General features: G+C 69.7%; 17 protein-coding genes. 8 read left to right on the top strand and 9 right to left on the bottom strand.

Annotation, left to right across the window (positions count from 1 at the left end; translation table 11 throughout):
• Nucleotides 1-17: 17 nt before the first annotated feature.
• From DEJ13_RS09580 to tkt, 3 genes are all read right to left on the bottom strand, one after another.
• Nucleotides 18-1,637, bottom strand: a complete 1,620-nt coding sequence (locus DEJ13_RS09580) for a phosphoglucose isomerase-related protein (protein WP_111106274.1) — start codon at nucleotides 1,635-1,637, stop codon at nucleotides 18-20.
• Nucleotides 1,637-2,752, bottom strand: coding sequence for a transaldolase (gene tal, locus DEJ13_RS09575; RefSeq protein WP_056124394.1), 1,116 nt, complete (start codon nucleotides 2,750-2,752; stop codon nucleotides 1,637-1,639). Before tal ends, DEJ13_RS09580 begins: the two co-directional genes overlap by 1 nt.
• A 137-nt stretch (nucleotides 2,753-2,889) precedes the next feature.
• Nucleotides 2,890-4,986, bottom strand: a complete 2,097-nt coding sequence (tkt, locus tag DEJ13_RS09570; protein WP_111106273.1) for a transketolase — start codon at nucleotides 4,984-4,986, stop codon at nucleotides 2,890-2,892.
• Between the two features lie 401 nt (nucleotides 4,987-5,387).
• Between tkt and DEJ13_RS09565 the strand changes: the two genes are divergently transcribed.
• Nucleotides 5,388-6,311 carry a heme o synthase gene (locus tag DEJ13_RS09565; RefSeq protein ID WP_056124398.1) on the top strand — a complete coding sequence of 308 codons (924 nt, stop codon included), beginning with the start codon at nucleotides 5,388-5,390 and terminating at the stop codon, nucleotides 6,309-6,311.
• Between the two features lie 454 nt (nucleotides 6,312-6,765).
• On the opposite strand, the gene DEJ13_RS09560 is transcribed toward DEJ13_RS09565, so the two are convergent.
• Nucleotides 6,766-7,737: a COX15/CtaA family protein gene (locus tag DEJ13_RS09560; protein WP_111106272.1), complete on the bottom strand. Its 972-nt coding sequence runs from the start codon at nucleotides 7,735-7,737 to the stop codon at nucleotides 6,766-6,768.
• A gap of 265 nt (nucleotides 7,738-8,002) precedes the next feature.
• On the opposite strand from DEJ13_RS09560, the gene sufB reads away from it, so the two are divergent.
• The 5 genes from sufB (at nucleotide 8,003) to DEJ13_RS09535 (ending at nucleotide 12,210) form a co-directional block, all read left to right on the top strand.
• Nucleotides 8,003-9,421 (top strand): Fe-S cluster assembly protein SufB, encoded by a 1,419-nt coding sequence (gene sufB / locus DEJ13_RS09555; protein WP_056124401.1) that lies wholly within the window; start codon nucleotides 8,003-8,005, stop codon nucleotides 9,419-9,421.
• Nucleotides 9,422-10,699, top strand: a complete 1,278-nt coding sequence (gene sufD / locus DEJ13_RS09550; RefSeq protein ID WP_082518068.1) for a Fe-S cluster assembly protein SufD — start codon at nucleotides 9,422-9,424, stop codon at nucleotides 10,697-10,699. It abuts the gene before it with no gap.
• Nucleotides 10,699-11,025, top strand: a complete 327-nt coding sequence (locus tag DEJ13_RS09545; RefSeq protein ID WP_082518070.1) for a non-heme iron oxygenase ferredoxin subunit — start codon at nucleotides 10,699-10,701, stop codon at nucleotides 11,023-11,025. Before sufD ends, DEJ13_RS09545 begins: the two co-directional genes overlap by 1 nt.
• A gap of 82 nt (nucleotides 11,026-11,107) precedes the next feature.
• On the top strand, nucleotides 11,108-11,881 hold the full coding sequence (gene sufC, locus DEJ13_RS09540; protein ID WP_111106271.1) for a Fe-S cluster assembly ATPase SufC: 774 nt from the start codon (nucleotides 11,108-11,110) through the stop codon (nucleotides 11,879-11,881).
• Nucleotides 11,881-12,210 carry a metal-sulfur cluster assembly factor gene (locus DEJ13_RS09535; protein WP_056124405.1) on the top strand — a complete coding sequence of 110 codons (330 nt, stop codon included), beginning with the start codon at nucleotides 11,881-11,883 and terminating at the stop codon, nucleotides 12,208-12,210. Before sufC ends, DEJ13_RS09535 begins: the two co-directional genes overlap by 1 nt.
• A gap of 268 nt (nucleotides 12,211-12,478) precedes the next feature.
• Here the strand turns inward: DEJ13_RS09535 and DEJ13_RS09530 are convergent, their stop codons facing one another.
• Nucleotides 12,479-13,078, bottom strand: a complete 600-nt coding sequence (locus DEJ13_RS09530) for a biotin transporter BioY (RefSeq protein WP_056124408.1) — start codon at nucleotides 13,076-13,078, stop codon at nucleotides 12,479-12,481.
• Between the two features lie 117 nt (nucleotides 13,079-13,195).
• Between DEJ13_RS09530 and DEJ13_RS09525 the strand changes: the two genes are divergently transcribed.
• Nucleotides 13,196-14,794 carry an ABC-F family ATP-binding cassette domain-containing protein gene (locus DEJ13_RS09525; protein ID WP_056124412.1) on the top strand — a complete coding sequence of 533 codons (1,599 nt, stop codon included), beginning with the start codon at nucleotides 13,196-13,198 and terminating at the stop codon, nucleotides 14,792-14,794.
• Nucleotides 14,795-14,852: 58 nt separating this feature from the next.
• On the opposite strand, the gene DEJ13_RS09520 is transcribed toward DEJ13_RS09525, so the two are convergent.
• The 3 genes from DEJ13_RS09520 to DEJ13_RS09510 are packed head-to-tail and all read right to left on the bottom strand — an operon-like array spanning nucleotide 14,853 to nucleotide 16,578.
• Complete coding sequence (locus tag DEJ13_RS09520) at nucleotides 14,853-15,821, bottom strand: SURF1 family cytochrome oxidase biogenesis protein (RefSeq protein WP_111106270.1); 969 nt, start codon at nucleotides 15,819-15,821, stop codon at nucleotides 14,853-14,855.
• A complete protein-coding gene (locus DEJ13_RS09515) occupies nucleotides 15,818-16,126 on the bottom strand; it encodes a hypothetical protein (protein WP_414835828.1) in 309 nt (102 codons plus the stop codon). The genes DEJ13_RS09520 and DEJ13_RS09515 overlap by 4 nt, the downstream gene beginning before the upstream one ends.
• On the bottom strand, nucleotides 16,126-16,578 hold the full coding sequence (locus DEJ13_RS09510) for a DUF3099 domain-containing protein (protein WP_162241717.1): 453 nt from the start codon (nucleotides 16,576-16,578) through the stop codon (nucleotides 16,126-16,128). The genes DEJ13_RS09515 and DEJ13_RS09510 overlap by 1 nt, the downstream gene beginning before the upstream one ends.
• A 205-nt stretch (nucleotides 16,579-16,783) precedes the next feature.
• Here DEJ13_RS09510 and fabG point away from each other — a divergent pair, with 205 nt between their 5' ends.
• Nucleotides 16,784-17,497: a 3-oxoacyl-ACP reductase FabG gene (fabG, locus tag DEJ13_RS09505; RefSeq protein WP_111106269.1), complete on the top strand. Its 714-nt coding sequence runs from the start codon at nucleotides 16,784-16,786 to the stop codon at nucleotides 17,495-17,497.
• A gap of 70 nt (nucleotides 17,498-17,567) precedes the next feature.
• On the opposite strand, the gene serB is transcribed toward fabG, so the two are convergent.
• A complete protein-coding gene (gene serB / locus DEJ13_RS09500) occupies nucleotides 17,568-18,257 on the bottom strand; it encodes a phosphoserine phosphatase SerB (RefSeq protein WP_111106268.1) in 690 nt (229 codons plus the stop codon).
• Nucleotides 18,258-18,273 lie beyond the last annotated feature (16 nt).

Raw genomic sequence — 18,273 nt, 5'->3', positions numbered from 1 at the left:
GGTGAACTCCTTTGGTGTCAGGAAGTGGGTGTGGGCCCCTGCAGCGCCGCGGTGACGACGTCCGTCAGTGCCGGGAGGTCCCCGGACGACAGCGTCAGCACCGGACGACCGTGCTGGGCGAGGACGCTGGCGTCCCCGGCAGCCTGGGCCCGGATGAGCTGGCCGAACGTGAAGGGCCGACCGGGGATCGGCAGGTCGCCCGCATCGTCGGCGAGGATCTGCAGGTACACCCCCGTCGCGGGTCCGCCCTTGTGGTACTGGCCGGTGGAGTGCAGGAAGCGCGGACCCCACCCGAAGGTGACTGGTCGGCCGACGTGCTCGGCGACGACGTCGCGCAGCACCGCGAGTTCGCGGTTCACGTTGCGGTCGACGTAGGCCTGGATGGCGACGTAGCCGTCGGCACCCACGCCTGACAGGAGGCTCGACATGGCCTGGTCGAGGCCGCCGCCGGTCTCGAGACCGGTCGCGGTCACGGTCACGCCGCGGTCCTGGAAGGACGGCGCGGCCGACGGGACGGGCGTGCCGTCGCCGTCGAGCAGCGCACGGGTGGCGACCTTGGCCGCCTCGACGTCGGGCTGGTCGAAGGGGTCGATGCCGAGCAGTCGCCCGGCGACGGCCACGGCGTACTCCCACACCAGGAACTGGCCGCCGAGCGTGCCGGTGATCTCGACCTCGCCCTCGGCGACGTGGCGTTCGTCGTCGCGGGAGCCGACCAGCCGGATGACCTGCAGGTCGGGCAGGTCCGCGGTGAGCTCGGGGGCGTCCACGTCGAGCACGACGGGGAGCAGGCCCGTCCCGGACTTGCCCGTGGACTCGGCGATCAGCTGCTCGGCCCAGTCGGCGAACCCGATGATGTGGGTGCCGTCCGGGACGATGCCGATCTTGTCCCGCAGCGGCGACGTCCCGGCGAGGACCGCTCCGAGCACGAGCCCGGGGTTCTCGTCGATGTCGACCGCGAGCAACGCCGAGATCGCGTCCGCCTCGTCGAGCAGTTCGGCGATGTCCGCACCCGCCAGTCCCGCGGGCACCAGCCCGAAGGCGGTCAGTGCGGAGTACCGCCCGCCGACCGTGGGGTCGGCGGTGAAGACGCGGTAGCCGGCGTCGGTCGCGGATGCCTCGAGCGGGGAGCCCGGGTCCGTGACCACGACGATCCGCTGGGCGGGGTCGATGCCGGCGTCGCGGAACGCCTGCTCGTAGGCCCGGCGCTGCGAGTCGGTCTCGAGCGTGGAGCCCGACTTGGACGACACGACGAGCACGGTGCGCTCGAGGCGGTCGGTCAGCGCCGCGGTGACCTGGGCGGGGTCGGTCGAGTCGAGCACCGTCAGGGGGACACCCGCGGTCCGGGTGATGACCTCGGGGGCGAGGGACGAGCCACCCATGCCGGCGAGGACGACGTGGTCGACCCCGTCGGCCAGCAGCTGCTCCCGCAGCTCGACGATGCGGGCCACGAGCGGCCGCGAGACCGCCACTGCCTCGACCCAGCCGAGGCGCGATGCGGCCTCGGTCTCCGCCGAGGGGCCCCAGAGGTCGGGGTCCTGGGCGGTGATGCCCGACGCCACCAGGTCGGTGACGAGGCGCGGGACCACCTGTTCGATGGCCCGCGCCGCGTCACCGCTGGCGGCGATGGAGACAGTCACTACTTCTTGGCGTTCTCGAGGGCCGTCTTCACGGTGTCGACGAGCTCACCCCAGGAGACGTTGAACTTGTCCACGCCCTCCTTCTCGAGGAGCGCCACGACGTCGTCGTAGTCGATGCCCTGCGCGGCGAGCTGGTCCATGACCCGGTTGGCGTCGTCGTACTGTCCAGCGATCGCGTCACCGTGGATCTCGCCGTGGTCGAACGTGGCCTCCAGCGTCTTGCCGGGCATGGTGTTGACCGTGTTCGGTGCGGCGAGCTCGGTCACGTACAGCGTGTCGGGCAGCGACGGGTCCTTGACGCCGGTCGAGGCCCAGAGCGGACGCTGCGTGTTGGCACCGGCCTCGAGCAGGCCGAGGGCACGCTCCGAGGCGAAGGCCTGGGTCCAGACCTGGTAGGCGAGCTGCGCGTTGGCGATGCCGGCCTTCGACTTGAGGGCCTTGGCCTCGTCCGTGCCGACGGCGTCGAGGCGCTTGTCGATCTCGGAGTCGACGCGCGACACGAAGAACGACGCCACCGAGTGGATCTTCGACAGGTCGTGGCCAGCGGCCTTGGCCTTCTCGAGACCGCCGAGGTAGGCGTCGATGACGGCGCGGTAGCGCTCGAGCGAGAAGATCAGCGTGACGTTGACCGAGATGCCGGCGCCGATGACCTCGGTGATCGCCTCGAGGCCCTCGATCGTCGCGGGGATCTTGATGAGGACGTTCTCGCGGCCGACCTTCTCGAACAGGAACTTGGCCTGCTCGATGGTCTTGGCGGTCTCGTGCGCCAGGCCCGGCTCGACCTCGATCGACACGCGGCCGTCGAAGCCCTTGGTGTCGTCGTAGATCGCCTTGAAGACGTCGGAGGCGTTGGCGACGTCCTGCGTGGTGATCTCGAAGATCGCCTCGGTGACGTCGGTGTCCTTCGCCGCGAGCTCCTTGACCTGGGCGTCGTAGCGCTCGCCCTTGGCGAGGGCCGACGCGAAGATCGTCGGGTTGGTCGTCACGCCGACGACGTTGCGGTCCTTGATGAGGTTCTCGAGACGACCGGTCTCGAGCAGTTCGCGGGACAGGTCGTCGAGCCAGATGCTCACGCCGGTGGCGGAGAGCGCTTCGGTGGGGGTGGTGTCAGCCATGTGTTTCTCTTCTTTCGTCGACTTGGTGCGTCGGGGTCTGTGGGGCGAGCCCCTGAAGACGGGAGGTGACGTGCGGAGCCGCCCGGAGCCTCCCGTGCGGAGGGCCGGGCCCGTGTACCGGACCCGGCCCTCACGACTCAGGATGCTGCTGCGATGGTTTCCTTCGCGGCTGCGACGACGTGCTCGGTGGTGAAGCCGAACTCGTTGTACAGCGTCTGGTAGTCCGCCGAGGCGCCGAAGTGCTCGATCGAGACGCTGCGACCGGCGTCGCCGACGATGTCGCGCCAGCTCATGCCGATGCCGGCCTCGACCGACACGCGGGCCTTGACCGAGGACGGGAGCACCGACTCGCGGTAGGCGTCGTCCTGCTCGAAGAACCACTCGAGCGACGGCGCCGACACGACGCGGGCGTTGATGCCCTCGCCCTTGAGCTGCTCGCGCGCGTCGATCGCGATCTGCACCTCGGAGCCGGAGCCGATGAGGATGACGTCCGGGGTGCCGTTCGGCGCCTCGGCGAGCACGTACGCGCCCTTCGCGACGTTCTTGGCGGACGCGAGGGTCTCGCCGGAGGCATCGCCCTCGCCACGCTCGAACACCGGGAGGTTCTGGCGGCTGAGCGCCAGACCGGCCGGGCGGTCGGTGTGCGACAGGACCGTCAGCCACGCGTACGCGACCTCGTTGGCGTCGGCCGGGCGGACGACGTCGAGACCCGGGATCGCGCGGAGTGCCGTGAGCTGCTCGATCGGCTGGTGGGTGGGGCCGTCCTCGCCGAGGGCGATGGAGTCGTGCGTCCAGACGTAGACCGCCGGCGCCTTCATGAGCGCGGCGAGACGGACCGCCGGGCGCATGTAGTCGCTGAAGATCAGGAACGTGCCACCGAAGGGGCGCGTGTTGCCGTGCAGGACGATGCCGTTGAGGATCGCGCCCATGGCGTGCTCACGGATGCCGAAGTGCAGCACACGGCCGAACGGGTCGGTGCTCCAGGTCGACGTCGAGGCCTCGGCCGGACCGAAGGACTTGGCGTCCTCGATCGTGGTCAGGTTCGACTCGGCGAGGTCGGCGGACCCACCCCAGAACTCGGGCATCAGCGGCGCGATGGCGTTGATGACCTTGCCCGAGGCGGCACGGGTCGAGACGGCCTTCTCGGTGGAGAACACCGGGAGTGCTGCCTCGATGCCCTCGGGGAGCTCCTTGGCCTGCATGCGGTCGAACAGGGCCTTCTTGTCGGCGTTGGCCGCGGCCCACGCGTCGAAGGTCTTCTGCCACTCGGCGTGCTGGGCCTGGCCCTTGGCGACGGCGCCGCGCGTGTACTCGAGCACCTCGGGGGCGACCTCGAAGGTCTTGTCGGTGTCGAAGCCGAGGACCTCCTTGAGGCCCTTGATCTCGTCGGCGCCGAGCGCCGAACCGTGGATCTTGCCCGAGTTCTGCTTGGTGGGCGACGGCCAGCCGATGATCGTCTTGAGCACGATGAGCGACGGCTTGTCCGTGACCTGCTTGGCGGTCTCGATGGCTGCGTACAGCTCCTCGACGTCCTCGTGGTACTCGCCGGTCTTCTTCCAGTCGACGATCTGGACGTGCCAGCCGAGCGCCTCGTAGCGCTCGGGGACGCTCTCGGAGAACGCGATGTCGGTGTTGTCCTCGATCGAGATCTGGTTCGAGTCGTAGAACGCGATGAGGTTGCCGAGCTGCTGCCGTCCGGCGAGCGAACCGGCTTCGTTCGTGATGCCCTCCTGCATGTCGCCGTCACCGGCGATCACGTAGGTGTGGTGGTCGAACGCGGACTGACCGGCGGGGGTCTCCGGGTCGAAGAGGCCGCGCTCGAAGCGCTGCGCGTAGGCGAAGCCGACCGACGAGGCCAGGCCCTGGCCGAGCGGGCCGGTCGTGATCTCGACACCGTCCGTGTGGCCGTACTCCGGGTGACCCGGCGTCTTCGAGCCCCACTTGCGCAGGTGCTGCAGGTCGTCGATCTCGAGGCCGTAACCGCCGAGGTAGAACTGCACGTACTGCAGGATCGAGGCGTGACCCGCGGACAGGATGAAGCGGTCACGGCCGATCCACGTGGAGTCGCTCGGGTCGCGGTGCATCACCTTCTGGAAGAGGAGGTGGGCGAGCGGGGCGAGGCTCATCGCGGTGCCGGGGTGACCGTTGCCGGCGGCCTCGACCGAATCGGCGGCGAGCACGCGGGCCGTGTCGACGGCCTTCTTGTCGATGGCGTCCCAGGTGAATTCAGCCACTTGGATGTTGACCCTTCTTGATGCGACATGTGCGAGGGCTCGTGCCATCGCACGGACATGGTTGCCACCCGGGGCCCTGGTCCGGCCGTCGGTGGACGGCGACCGACCGGCTCGTGGAGCGGCCGGCGTCATCGGGGCACACAGCGGGAGGCCCCACCAGCATAGTGAACCGCCACACAGAAGGTCCCCAGGTGACGCCGGATGTTCACGTGATCCGGCCTCTGCGGCCCGTGGACCGGGCGTGTCGGGGGAGCGGGGCAGCATCGCGGCGCTTCCATCACGTAAACTGTCCAGGACCCGTGAGCATTCCGGGTCAGCGCATGCCCGGACGCCGACGGCGACGTCCACCGAGTGTGCGAGCTGAAGCGAACAGACTGAAGGTCCCCTTGCCGACTGCCACCGTGACCAGGCCCGACACCGGTCGTCCCTCGACCCTGTCCCGCAAGGTCCGAGCGTACGTCTCGCTGACGAAGCCGCGGGTCATGGAGCTGTTGCTCGTGACGACCGCACCGACGATGTTCCTCGCCCAGCGGGGCGTGCCCGACCTGTGGCTGGTCTTCTGGACGCTGCTCGGCGGCGCGATGTCCGCCGGGTCCGCGTCGGCCTTCAACTGCTACATCGACCGCGACATCGACCGCCTGATGAAGCGCACCAGTGCGCGCCCGCTCGTCACCGGCGAGCTCACCGACCGCCAGGCCCTGGTCTTCTCGTGGATCCTGGCGATCGGTTCGACCGCCGTGCTCGGGTTCCTGGTCAACTGGCTCGCCGCCGCCCTGAGCGTGGCCGCGATCCTGATCTACGTGTTCGTCTACACGCTGTGGCTCAAGCGTCGCACCCCGCAGAACATCGTCTGGGGCGGCTCCGCCGGCTGCATGCCCGTGCTCATCGGATGGGCCGCGGTCACCGGGTCGCTGACCTGGGCGCCGGTCATCCTGTTCATGGTGATCTTCCTGTGGACGCCGCCGCACTACTGGCCGCTCTCGATGAAGTACCGCGATGACTACGACGCCGCCTCGGTGCCGATGCTCGCCGTGGTCCGCGGTCGCACGGTCGTCGGTCTGCAGGTCGTGCTCTACGCCTGGGCCACGCTGGTCTGCTCGCTGCTGCTCATCCCCGTCGCCCACATGGGCCCGCTGTACACGGTCGTCGCCCTCGCCGGCGGCGTGTGGTTCGTCATCGAGTCGCACAAGCTGTACAACCGGGCGATCCAGCACGTCGAGCACGTCCACCCGATGCGGGTGTTCCACAGCTCGATCACGTACCTGACGCTCCTGTTCATCGCCGTGGGCATCGACCCGCTCCTGCCGCAGGTCTTCACCTTCTAGCGGTCGGCGCTGCCCGCGCGGCGCTGGGCGAGACGCCGCGGCGCCGCCGAGACGCCGCCGCGCATCCGGGACGCCGCCCCACGGGGCGGCGTCTCGCGGTTCCAGCGGCGTCTCGTGTCCCACGCGGACGGTCAGCCGCATGATCGCTGCGTCGGCTCCTGATCGCCGTCGGAAGATGCGGACGCATGAGACGACATGGCACCGGTCGATCGACTCGTGCGATGACGGAACATGCGGACGCAAGTGACCGACACCGGGCGGCACCCGTGGGACTGCATCTTCGCGGGTGACGGGTCACGGGTCACGGGCCACCGTCCACGGCCTGGAGGCTCGTCACCGGCTCGCACCGTTCCTCCCCTCCGACGGCGGACCGCCGCAGGGCCGGCCCGACCCGGCAGGCCGCGCGTGCGTCCGGGATCCGGGCGAGCACCGCGGCGCTCCGAACTGCGTGCCCCTAGCGGGGGAGCGGTGCGCGGACGGCGTCGCGTCCGGCGCTCGCGCGAGTGGAGAGCGTCACGACCGTGACAGCGCCCACGAGCAGCCCGGCGAGCACCATGTGGGTCCCGACCAGTCCGACCGGCAGTGCCGTGCGCGCCTGGGTCAGGCCGACCGCGATCTGGACGAACTCGACGACGAGCAGCACCAGCGCCCACTTGCTCGACAGGCGGAGCCGCACGGCGCCGACGACGAGCACGAGCGTCAGGGCGAAGAGCACGTAGGCGGGGACCGCGTGCACGTGCTGCAGCACGGCGGGGTCGAGCCCGGTGCGGTGCAGTCGGCCGCCGTCCACCGCCTCGTCGGCGCCGGCGTGCGGGCCGCTGCCCGTGGTCAGGATGCCGATGAGCACGGTGACGACGGTCGCGGCGATGGTCCCGCCCACGACACCGCGGTACCAGCGCGGCACCGTGCGTCGAGCCGTGCGGGGGCCGTTCGTCGAGCGGTACACGAGCGTGGCCGTGACGGCGACGAGGGCCGTCGAGACGACGAAGTGCAGGCCGACGACGTAAGGGTTCAGGTTGGTCAGCACGCTCAGGCCGCCGATGACCGCCTGTACCGGGATCGCTGCGCCCTGGGCGAACGCCAGCCAGAACAGCTCGGGGCGGGTCCGGCGCATCCGGACGACGGCCAGGAACATCGCGATCGCCACGATGACGAGCACGAAGGTCAGCAGCCGGTTGCCGAACTCGATGATGCCGTGCACGCCCATCTCCGGCGTCGACACGAGCGAGTCGGCCGTGCACCGGGGCCAGGTCGGGCATCCGAGCCCGGACGCGGTCAGGCGGACGAGCCCTCCGGTGCCGATGAGGACGACCTCGACGACGAACGATGCCCAGGCCAGGACGACGACGCGAGGGTCGACGACACGGGGGAGGGACCACCACGGGGTGCGGACGTCCTGCTCGGCTTCAGATGCGACGCGAGTCACGAGGGTGGTGCCTTCCTGTCGTTCTGCGCGGTTGCCCTGTAGGATTCGAGGGTTCAGCAGCAGTCAAGTCTAGGCAGGCGCCGGCTCCGAATGGGCCGAGATCGCCGGTGGAACCCAGCACTGCGTGGAACCATGACGTTGCGAGGCAGCAGCTGCGTGAACCCCTGCTCGACCGGTCGGTCGTGTCGGTGGTCCGCGATGGAATGGCATCCGGCACCCGCCGGTTGCCGCCAGGGAACTGCCCCGAGAAGGAAACGAGGAGACCATGTCCGACGTGCTCATCGACCGTCCAGAACTCGAGGGACTCGGCCAGTACGAGTTCGGCTGGTCCGACTCCGACTCCGCCGGTGCCTCGGCCCGCCGTGGCATCTCGGACGAGGTCGTCACCGACATCTCGAACCTCAAGAACGAGCCCGAGTGGATGCTCAAGAACCGGCTCAAGGGGCTCTCGCTCTTCGGTCGCAAGCCGATGCCGACGTGGGGCGCCGACCTGTCGGGCATCGACTTCGACAACATCAAGTACTTCGTCCGCTCCACCGAGAAGCAGGCGCAGTCGTGGGAAGACCTCCCCGAGGACATCCGCGCCACCTACGAGAAGCTCGGCATCCCCGAGGCTGAGCGCCAGCGTCTGGTCGCCGGCGTCGCCGCGCAGTACGAGTCCGAGGTGGTCTACCACCAGATCCGCGAGGACCTGGAGCAGCAGGGCGTCATCTTCATGGACACGGACACCGCGCTCCGTGAGCACCCCGAGCTCTTCCAGGAGTACTTCGGCACGGTCATCCCGGCCGGCGACAACAAGTTCGCTGCCCTGAACACCGCGGTGTGGTCCGGCGGGTCGTTCGTCTACGTCCCCAAGGGCGTCCACGTCGAGATCCCGCTGCAGGCCTACTTCCGCATCAACACCGAGAACATGGGCCAGTTCGAGCGGACGCTGATCATCGCGGACGAGGACAGCTACGTCCACTACATCGAGGGCTGCACCGCCCCGATCTACAAGTCCGACTCCCTGCACTCGGCCGTCGTGGAGATCATCGTCAAGAAGAACGCCCGCGTGCGCTACACGACGATCCAGAACTGGTCGAACAACGTCTACAACCTCGTCACCAAGCGTGCCATCGCGCACGAGGGCGCCACGATGGAGTGGATCGACGGGAACATCGGGTCCAAGGTCACGATGAAGTACCCGTCGATCTACCTCGCTGGAGAGCACGCCAAGGGTGAGACCCTGTCGGTCGCCTTCGCCGGTCCCGGGCAGCACCAGGACGCCGGCGCCAAGATGATCCACATGGCGCCGTACACGACGTCGTCGATCGTGTCGAAGTCGATCGCCCGTGGCGGTGGCCGCGCCGGCTACCGCGGCGAGGTCCGGGTCGACCCGAGCGCGCACCACGCCGCCAACACGGTGCGGTGCGACGCGCTGCTGGTCGACACGATCAGCCGATCGGACACCTACCCGGCGATCGACATCCGCGTGGACGACGTCCAGCTCGGACACGAGGCCACGGTCTCGCGGGTCAGCGAAGAGCAGCTCTTCTACCTCATGTCCCGCGGTCTGGCCGAGGACGAGGCGATGGCCATGATCGTCCGCGGCTTCATCGAGCCCATCGCGCGCGAACTCCCGATGGAGTACGCGCTCGAACTCAACAAGCTCATCGAGATGAGCATGGAAGGATCCGTCGGCTAGATGTCGAGCTCCACCCCCACCCCCCGTATCGACCAGCCGATCGAGCCGGCGTCCGGCACCGAGCGCAGCACTGGCGGCCTCGAGCAGCATGGCGCTCGCGCGCACTCGGACGGCGCCTGGGAGTCGAAGGTCCCCATCCAGACCCGGTCGCAGCGTCCGCAGTCCGGCGACATCGAGGCCTACCCCGCGGTCACCGGCCGCGAGGTCAACTGGAAGTTCGCGCCGCTCGACAAGATCCAGCCGCTGCTCGACGGCGGACTCGACGGCTCGGCGTACCCGTACCTCGCGACCCAGACCGACGGCGCCGACGTCGAGTGGGTCCGCAGCGACGACGCCCGCGTCGGCTCTGCCGGACTCCCCGAGGACCGAGCGTCCGCCGCCGCATGGACCGCGCGCGACGCCGTCCTCGCCGTGACGGTGAAGGCGACCGACGCGAACGAGTCGATGACCATCACGCGGTCCGACTTCGGCACGCAGCCGCGAGCGGCGCACACGGTCATCACGGCCGAAGCGCACGCCCAGGGCATCGTCGTGATCGACAACCGCGGCAGCGCGCTGCTCAGTGAGAACGTCGAGATCGTGGTGGGCGACGGGGCACGACTGACGGTCGTCAGCCTGCAGGACTGGGCCGACGACGCCGTGCACGTGGCCACCCACTGGGCCGAGGTCGGGCGCGACGCCTTCCTCAAGCACGTCGTGGTCTCGCTCGGCGGTGACGTGATCCGTGTCAACCCGTCCACGCACCTCGGCGCCCAGGGGGCCGACACCGAGATGTACGGCGTGTACTTCGCCGACGCCGGTCAGTACATCGAACAGCAGGTCTACGTGAACCACGACGCGCCGAACACGCGCGGTCGGGTCAACTACAAGGGTGCGCTGCAGGGGCAGGGTGCTCACACCGTGTGGATCGGCGACGTGCTCATCGGGCGCTCCGGGGACGGCACGGACTCGTACGAGCAGAACCGGAACCTGGTCCTGACCGACGGCACCCGTGCGGACAGCATCCCGAACCTCGAGATCGAGACCGGCAACATCGAGGGTGCCGGCCACGCCAGCGCCACCGGTCGGTTCGACGACGAGCAGCTGTTCTACCTGCAGGCCCGCGGCATCCCGGAAGAAGAGGCCCGGCGTCTGGTCGTCCTCGGCTTCCTGGTCGAGGTCATCCAGAAGATCGGCGCCCCCGAGCTCGAGGCACGCCTGATCGCGGCCGTCGAGCAGGAGCTCCTCGAAGGACGCACCGTGCTCGCTGCACCCGCGACCGGAACCACGGACGCCTGATGGCCGAGAAGATCTGCGCCGAGACGGACATCGCGGTCGAGAGCCCGATGCGCGTCGTCGTCGACGGCGTCGCGGTCGCGATCGTGAAGGACTCCGCCGGCACCGTGCACGCGATCGGCGACACCTGCACCCACGGGGACATCTCCCTGGCCGAGGGCTTCGTCGAAGGGGACTCGCTCGAGTGCTGGGCCCACGGTTCGCAGTTCTCGCTGACCACTGGCAAGCCGCAGAACTTCCCGGCGTACGAGCCCGTCCCCGTGTTCCGGGTCGAGGTCCGCGACGGCGAGGTCTACGTCGACGTGCACGACCCCGTCCCGGTCGACTGAGCCCCATGTGCTCCGGCCGGACACGGCCACCACTCACTTCCCGCGGCTGACGCCGCACACCAGCTGCAACCGGAGGAACCCAATGTCCACTCTCGAAATCCGCGACCTGCAGGTCTCGATCGACGCCGACCAGGGGGTCAAGGAGATCCTCAAGGGCGTCGACCTGACCATCAACGAGGGCGAGATCCACGCGATCATGGGCCCGAACGGCTCGGGCAAGTCGACGCTGGCCTACACGATCGCCGGTCACCCCCGCTACCACGTCGTCGGCGGCTCGATCACGCTCGACGGACAGAACGTGCTCGACATGAGCGTGGACGAGCGTGCCCGCGCCGGCATGTTCCTCGCCATGCAGTACCCGGTCGAGATCCCCGGCGTGACCGTGTCGAACTTCCTGCGCACGGCGAAGACCGCCATCGACGGCGAGGCCCCCGCGCTCCGCAGCTGGGTCAAGGACCTCCGCACCTCGATGGCCGACCTCAAGATGGACTCGGCCTTCGCGGAGCGCAACGTCAACGAGGGCTTCTCCGGCGGCGAGAAGAAGCGTCACGAGATCATGCAGCTCGAGCTGCTCAAGCCGAAGTTCGCCGTCCTCGACGAGACCGACTCGGGACTCGACGTCGACGCGCTGAAGATCGTGTCCGAGGGCGTCAACCGCGCCAAGGCCGCCACTGGCCTCGGCGTGCTGCTCATCACGCACTACACGCGCATCCTCCGGTACATCAAGCCCGACTTCGTGCACGTGTTCGTCGCCGGCAAGATCGCCGAGCAGGGCGGACCCGAGCTGGCCGACCGCCTCGAGAACGAGGGCTACGACCGGTACGTGCAGGCCGAGGCAGCGGCGGCGGGCAACTGATGATCACCGCACTCGCACCGGAGAAGTTCGACGAGGTCGTCGAGGGCCTGAAAGAGGTGCAGGACCCGGAGCTCGGCGTCAACATCGTCGACCTCGGCCTCATCTACGACCTGGCCTGGGACGACGAGGCGACGGCGCTCATCATCAGCATGACGCTCACCAGCGCGGGCTGCCCGCTGACCGACGTCATCGAGGGCGACACCGCCAACGCGCTCGACGGCATCGTCGACGCCTTCCGCATCAACTGGGTGTGGATGCCGCCGTGGGGCCCTGACCGCATCACCGACGACGGTCGCGAGATGATGCGCGCGCTCGGCTTCTCGATCTAGTCGCGACCTCGCACACGAACGGGAGGCCCGGTGCCAGCTGGCACCGGGCCTCCCGTTCGTCGTGTGGGTCCATGCCACTGCGTGCGGTTCCGTGACTTGCCGCTCACGGCTTCCGAGGTTCCGCAGGTGGACGGTGCCGGGCGTCGAGGTTCCGGAATTCCGGAACCTCGACGCCCGTCGACGCCCGTCCACGCCCGTCGACACGCGGACACGCACGAGGGCCCCACACCGGTGCGGTGCGGGGCCCTCAGCGTTCGTGGGGAGTGCGTCAGCGGCGTCCGACGGCCTTCCACACCAGCGGCACGATGCCGGCGGCGATGAGCGCCTTGACCAGGCCACCCACGATGAACGGGTACAGGCCGGCCGCGAGCACCGACTGCAGGTCGTTCGGCAGGCCGAGCGCGCCGAGGGCGACGGCCAGGTAGGGCAGACCGGTGACGAAGGGGATCGCGCTCGCCAGTGTGAACGCGACCGCGGCGCGGCCGACCCTGCGGTCCCAGTTGCGGCGCGCGAGCCACCCGATGACGCCCGCCGCCGGGACGAACCCGATGACGTAGCCGAAGCTGGGCAGCGACAGCGCGTGGAGGCCGCCCTGCATGTCCGCGAAGAAGGGCGCTCCGGCGAGTCCGGCCACGGCGTACACGAGCATCGACAGGATGCCCCGGCGTGCGCCGAGGGTGGCACCGACGAGCACGACTGCGAGCGTCTGGCCGGTGATCGGCACCGGCCACATCGGGATCTCGACCTGCGCCATGGCGGCCGTGAAGAGGGCACCACCGGCGACGAGGGCGACGTTCGTGGCCAGGCCGTGCGTGCGGAGGCGGTCGGCGAGGACTGCGCGGGGAGCGAACCCGGTGGCGTTCGTCATGGATTCTCCTAGAATGGACTGCTGGTCCCTGTTCTGGGACAGCCGGTCCCGTCAGCGTAGCGGTGCACCCCACGCACACACCGTTGTGCACAACCACCAACTGATTGGACTTCCACTGTGCTTGCCGTGCACGACCTCGAGATCCGCGTCGGGGCTCGCCTCCTGATGGAGAACGTGTCCTTCCGAGTGGAGAAGGGCGACAAGATCGGTCTCGTCGGCCGGAACGGCGCCGGGAAGACCACGATGACCAAGGCCTTGGCGGGGGAGCAGCCGCCGACCGACGGCAAGATCGAACGCACCGGCGAGATCGGCTACCTGCCGCAGGACCCGCGCTCGGGCAACCCCGAGGACACCGCCCGCAAGCGGATCCTCGATGCCCGCGGACTCGGTGAGCTCGTCGAGGGCATCCGTCTCGCCACGGTCGACATGGCCAGCGCGGACGCCGCCGTCGCCGACAAGGCGATGCGCCGGTACTCCCGCCTCGATGACCAGTTCAACGCGCTCGGCGGGTACGCGGCCGAGGCCGAGGCCGCGTCCATCGCGTCGAACCTCAAGCTGCCGGACCGCATCCTCGACCAGCAGCTCAAGACGCTCTCCGGTGGTCAACGTCGTCGCATCGAGCTCGCGCGCATCCTGTTCTCCGACGCCGAGACGATGATCCTCGACGAGCCGACCAACCACCTCGACGCCGACAGCGTCGTCTGGCTCCGTGAGCACCTGAAGACCTACCCCGGCGGCGTCATCGTGATCTCCCACGACGTCGAGCTGGTCGACGAGGTCGTCAACCGGGTGTTCTACCTCGACGCCAACCGCCAGACCATCGACATCTACAACATGGGCTGGAAGCTGTACCAGCGGCAGCGCGTCGCCGACGAGGAGCGCCGCCGCAAGGAGCGTGCCGGCGCCGAGAAGAAGGCCGCCACGCTGAAGGACCAGGCCGCCCGGTTCGGCGCGAAGGCGTCGAAGGCCGCCGCGGCGCACCAGATGGTCGCGCGAGCCGACAAGCTGCTCGCAGGCCTCGAGGACGAGCGCGTCGCCGACCGGGTCGCGAAGATCCGTTTCCCCACGCCGGCCCCGTGTGGTCGTACGCCGCTGATGGCCGAGGGACTGTCGAAGTCCTACGGGTCGCTGGAGATCTTCGCGGGCGTCGACCTGGCGATCGACCGCGGTTCCCGCGTGGTCATCCTCGGCTTCAACGGTGCCGGCAAGACCACGCTGCTGCGGATCCTCGCCGGCGCGGACGCTCCGGACACGGGGGAGATCCAGCCCGGTCACGGCCTGCGCATCGGGTACTACGCCCAGGAACACGAGAACATCGACATCAACCGCACGGTGATCGAGAACATGGTCTCGGCATCGACTGACCTCAACGAGACCGAGGCCCGCCGCGTCCTGGGTTCGTTCCTGTTCACCGGCGACGACGGCTACAAGAAGGCCGGCGTGCTCTCCGGCGGCGAGAAGACCCGGCTGTCGCTCGCGATGATCGTCGTGTCGGGCGCGAACGTGCTCCTGCTCGACGAGCCCACGAACAACCTCGACCCGGCATCGCGCGAGGAGATCCTCAACGCCCTGGCCGGGTTCGAGGGGGCCGTCGTGCTCGTCTCCCACGACACCGGCGCCGTCGAGGCGCTCAACCCCGAGCGTGTGCTGCTGCTGCCGGACGGCACCGAGGACCACTGGAACAAGGACTACGCCGAGCTCATCGAGCTGGCGTAGCGACCACCGCGCTGCCCGGACGGGTCGTGTGTCCGGTCAGGAGCGCGACTCTGTCCGGTCAGGAGCGCGACTCGAGCAGTTCGTCCTCGACGTCCGCATCGGTCTTCGGCTTGGCGTCCTTGCGACGCTGTCGTTCGAGGGCGCGCTCGCGCTCCTCGGGGTCGTCCTGGTTCAGGTTGCGGTACTCCTGGACCATCAGGTACGCCAGGAAGCCGAAGCCCCCGGCCGCGAACATGAACCACTGGATGAAGTAGCTCAGGTGCAACCCGGTGTCGGCGCTCGGGCGGTCCCATCCGAACGGGCGGGCCTGGGTCGGCGCAGGGGACTCGGACGCCAGCTGACCGTAGGCGCCGGTCCAGATCGGGGCGTCCACCTTCTTCGCGACGTCGGTGAGCGTGACGGACTGCACCTGGTCGGTGTGTGCCGGGTCGGTGCGTCCGGGGATGCGCGGTTCGCTCTGCTGCAGCCGGGCGATGACCGTCACCTGACCGGACGGGGGCGACGGCACGCTGTCGGGCGCGTCCTGGCGGTTGCCGGTCGGCACCCAGCCGCGGTCGACGACGAACGCACGGCCATCGGCTGTGACGAGCGGCGTCAGGACCTCGAACCCGGGCTGGCCGTTGTGCACGCGGTTGCGGACGAGGAGCTGGTCGTCGGTGTCGTAGCGGCCGGTGACCTCGACGCGCAACCAGGTTTGGTCGTCGTCCCAGCTGCCCGCGCGCGGCAGGGCGTCCTGGACCGGGACCGGGGTGTGGTCGTAGTTGGCGGCGATCTGCTGGTTCTCACGCACGGCTTCGTTGCGGCGGTCCCACTGCCACATGCCGAACAGGGTGCAGAGGATCGCGAAGCCAACCGCGATGGCGAGGTACCCCAGCCATCGTCGGCTGCGGACGAACCCCCAGCCGACGAACGGCTCATCGGTGCCACGAGGTGCTTCGCCCGCGGACGGACGGTCCTGCTGGGCGGCCCGCTCGATGCGCTCGGCGTGGCGTCGCCCGTACCGGCTGCGGGGGTCGAACTCGGTCATCGCTCGTTGGCCGCGCGCGCCCGTTCGCCGACGTCGTTCTTGGGCGCGTCGTGCTGCTTGGTGTCGTCGAGGCGCTCGACGTCCTCGTCGAGGCCGGTCACGCGCACCGGGAACGTGCGAGAGCGCAGGTACCCGGCCAGGAAGTCGCGGTGCTCGTCGCATGCCGCCCAGATCTTCACGCGGTCGGTCGCGTGGATCCGGGGGTTGCGCCAGTTGATGCGCCACGCCGCGGGCGTCGAACACCCGGCGCGCGAGCAGACCGGGGTCGACCCCGGTTCGGTGAACAGGTCGAAGGTCGCACCCATCAGCGGTGGCCCCAGACACGGGAGCGGTCGCCGCTGCGCTGCCACTCTTCTTGTGCGTGCTGCGCGTTCTGCCGCAGGCGCTCCTGCTCGTCGCGGTACGCCTGGGCCCGTGCGTCCTCTTGCGCTTCGCGCAGACGCGGGTCGTAGTCCGCCGCACGGACGAGCGCACCGGCTGGGGCGACGTAGTCGGACTCGGTGTGGCTGCCGGCGTTCGCCACGACGACGGCGATCCAGGGGATGACCCCGGCCAGGACGATCGGGATGAGCGCGAGCAGCGGGCTGTGCCAGACGGTGTAGATCAGGACGGCCCCGACGAACAGGATCACGCGGACGGCCATCTGCCAGACGTAGCGCGAGAGACGGTGCTTCCGGTCGCGCTGCGGCGTGTCCGGCAGCGCCGTGATGCTCTGCGTCGTGTGGCGCGTCGACTTGATGCCTCGCGCTGACTTCATGCGTTGCGTCGTCTTCATGCGTTCGATCTCCGTCTGCCCAGGATCAACCCTAAGCCCGTCCACCGACACTTGCCCGCATCGTCCGGTCCGCGTCCGCCCCGGTAGGCTCGTGCGGGCGTGTCGGGCGCTGGAGCCCCCGGAACGCCCGAGCGGAAGACCCCGTGCACCGGGCAGCAACCCCGTGCACCCAGCGAACGGAGCGCCCATGACCACCCCCCGTACCGTCCTCGTCACCGGCGGCAACCGCGGCATCGGCCACGCCCTCGCCGCACGGTTCGTCGCCGCCGGGCACCGGGTCGCGGTCACCTCGCGCAGCGGCGACGGCGGGCCCGAGGGCGCCCTCACCGTGCAGGCCGACATCACCGACTCGGCGTCGGTCGACGCGGCGTTCACCCGGGTGGAACAGGAGCTCGGCCCGGTCGAGGTCCTGGTCGCGAACGCCGGCATCACGAACGACGGGCTCCTGCTCCGCATGTCGGAAGAGGACTTCACCAGCGTGATCGACACGAACCTCACCGGGACGTTCCGGGTGGTCAAGCGTGCGACCAAGGGCATGATGAAGGCGAAGTTCGGTCGGATCGTGCTGATGTCGAGCGTCGTCGGCGCGTACGGCCAGGTCGGGCAGGTCAACTACGCGTCCTCGAAGGCCGCGCTGGTCGGCATGGCGCGGTCGATCACCCGCGAACTCGGTTCCCGCGGCATCACTGCGAACGTGGTGGCGCCCGGCTTCATCCAGACCGACATGACGGCTGCGCTGCCCGACGAGCTGCAGGCCGAGTTCAAGAAGCAGATCCCGGCCGCGCGGTACGGGACCGTGGACGACGTCGCCGACGCCACGCTGTTCCTGGCCGGCGACGGCGCCGGGTACATCTCCGGCGCGGTCGTCCCGGTCGACGGCGGCCTCGGCATGGGCCACTAGTCCCGGCCCGGCCCGGCCCGGCCCGGCCCGGCCAGGCCCGGCTCGGCTCGGCCCGGCTCGGCGCTTGGCGCTACCCGCGCAGCCCGAGCGCCGCGAGCACCGGGGACAGGTCGCGGTCCACGACCACGACGTCAGCCTGGTCGCGCACGCGCGGCTTCGCGTCGAACGCCACCGCCAGTGCGGCCGCCGCCATCATCGCGAGGTCGTTCGCGCCGTCCCCGACCGCGACGGTCCTGGTCATCGGCACGCGGTCCTCGGCAGCCCACGCTCGCAGGGTCGCGGCCTTCGCCGCAGCGTCGACGACGTCGCCGAGGACCCGCCCGGTCAGCACGCCGTCCACCACCTCGAGCCGGTTCGCCCGGCAGTGGTCGAGCCCGAGCCGGGCAGCGAAGGGGTCGAGCACCTCGTGGAACCCCCCGGACACCACGCCGACCGTGCCACCTGCGGCGTGCACGCCGCGCACGAGCTCGTCAGCGCCGACCGTGACACGGACCGCCCGCTGCGCGCGCTCCACGACGTCGGCCTGGAGGCCCGCCAGGGTCGCGACCCGCTCCCGCAGGCTCTCGGCGAAGTCGAGTTCCCCGCGCATGGCGCGCTCCGTGACCGCCTGGACCTGTGGTCGGGTCCCGGCGTGCTCGGCGAGCAGTTCGATGACCTCGTCCTCGAGCAGGGTGGAGTCGGCATCGAGGACGACGAGGAAGCGCGGCACGCCACCACGGTAGCGGTGCCGCGCACCCTGTGACGTCGCGCGTCCGGGCATGCGCCCGACCGCGCGC

It is taken from the genome of Curtobacterium sp. MCLR17_007 (assembly GCF_003234655.2).
Classification (GTDB): Bacteria; Actinomycetota; Actinomycetes; order Actinomycetales; family Microbacteriaceae; genus Curtobacterium.
This window is presented reverse-complemented; position numbering and strand designations above follow the sequence as displayed.

Coding starts and splice junctions, on each gene's coding strand:
- sufC (WP_111106271.1), top strand. CDS start 11,108: ATGTCCACTCTCGAAATCCGCGACCTGCAGGTCTCGATCGACGCCGAC.
- DEJ13_RS09515 (WP_414835828.1), bottom strand. CDS start 16,126: ATGGGTGCGACCTTCGACCTGTTCACCGAACCGGGGTCGACCCCGGTC.
- sufD (WP_082518068.1), top strand. CDS start 9,422: ATGTCGAGCTCCACCCCCACCCCCCGTATCGACCAGCCGATCGAGCCG.
- fabG (WP_111106269.1), top strand. CDS start 16,784: ATGACCACCCCCCGTACCGTCCTCGTCACCGGCGGCAACCGCGGCATC.
- DEJ13_RS09510 (WP_162241717.1), bottom strand. CDS start 16,578: ATGAAGTCAGCGCGAGGCATCAAGTCGACGCGCCACACGACGCAGAGC.
- sufB (WP_056124401.1), top strand. CDS start 8,003: ATGTCCGACGTGCTCATCGACCGTCCAGAACTCGAGGGACTCGGCCAG.
- tal (WP_056124394.1), bottom strand. CDS start 2,752: ATGGCTGACACCACCCCCACCGAAGCGCTCTCCGCCACCGGCGTGAGC.
- DEJ13_RS09530 (WP_056124408.1), bottom strand. CDS start 13,078: ATGACGAACGCCACCGGGTTCGCTCCCCGCGCAGTCCTCGCCGACCGC.
- DEJ13_RS09545 (WP_082518070.1), top strand. CDS start 10,699: ATGGCCGAGAAGATCTGCGCCGAGACGGACATCGCGGTCGAGAGCCCG.
- DEJ13_RS09520 (WP_111106270.1), bottom strand. CDS start 15,821: ATGACCGAGTTCGACCCCCGCAGCCGGTACGGGCGACGCCACGCCGAG.
- serB (WP_111106268.1), bottom strand. CDS start 18,257: ATGCCCGGACGCGCGACGTCACAGGGTGCGCGGCACCGCTACCGTGGT.
- DEJ13_RS09535 (WP_056124405.1), top strand. CDS start 11,881: ATGATCACCGCACTCGCACCGGAGAAGTTCGACGAGGTCGTCGAGGGC.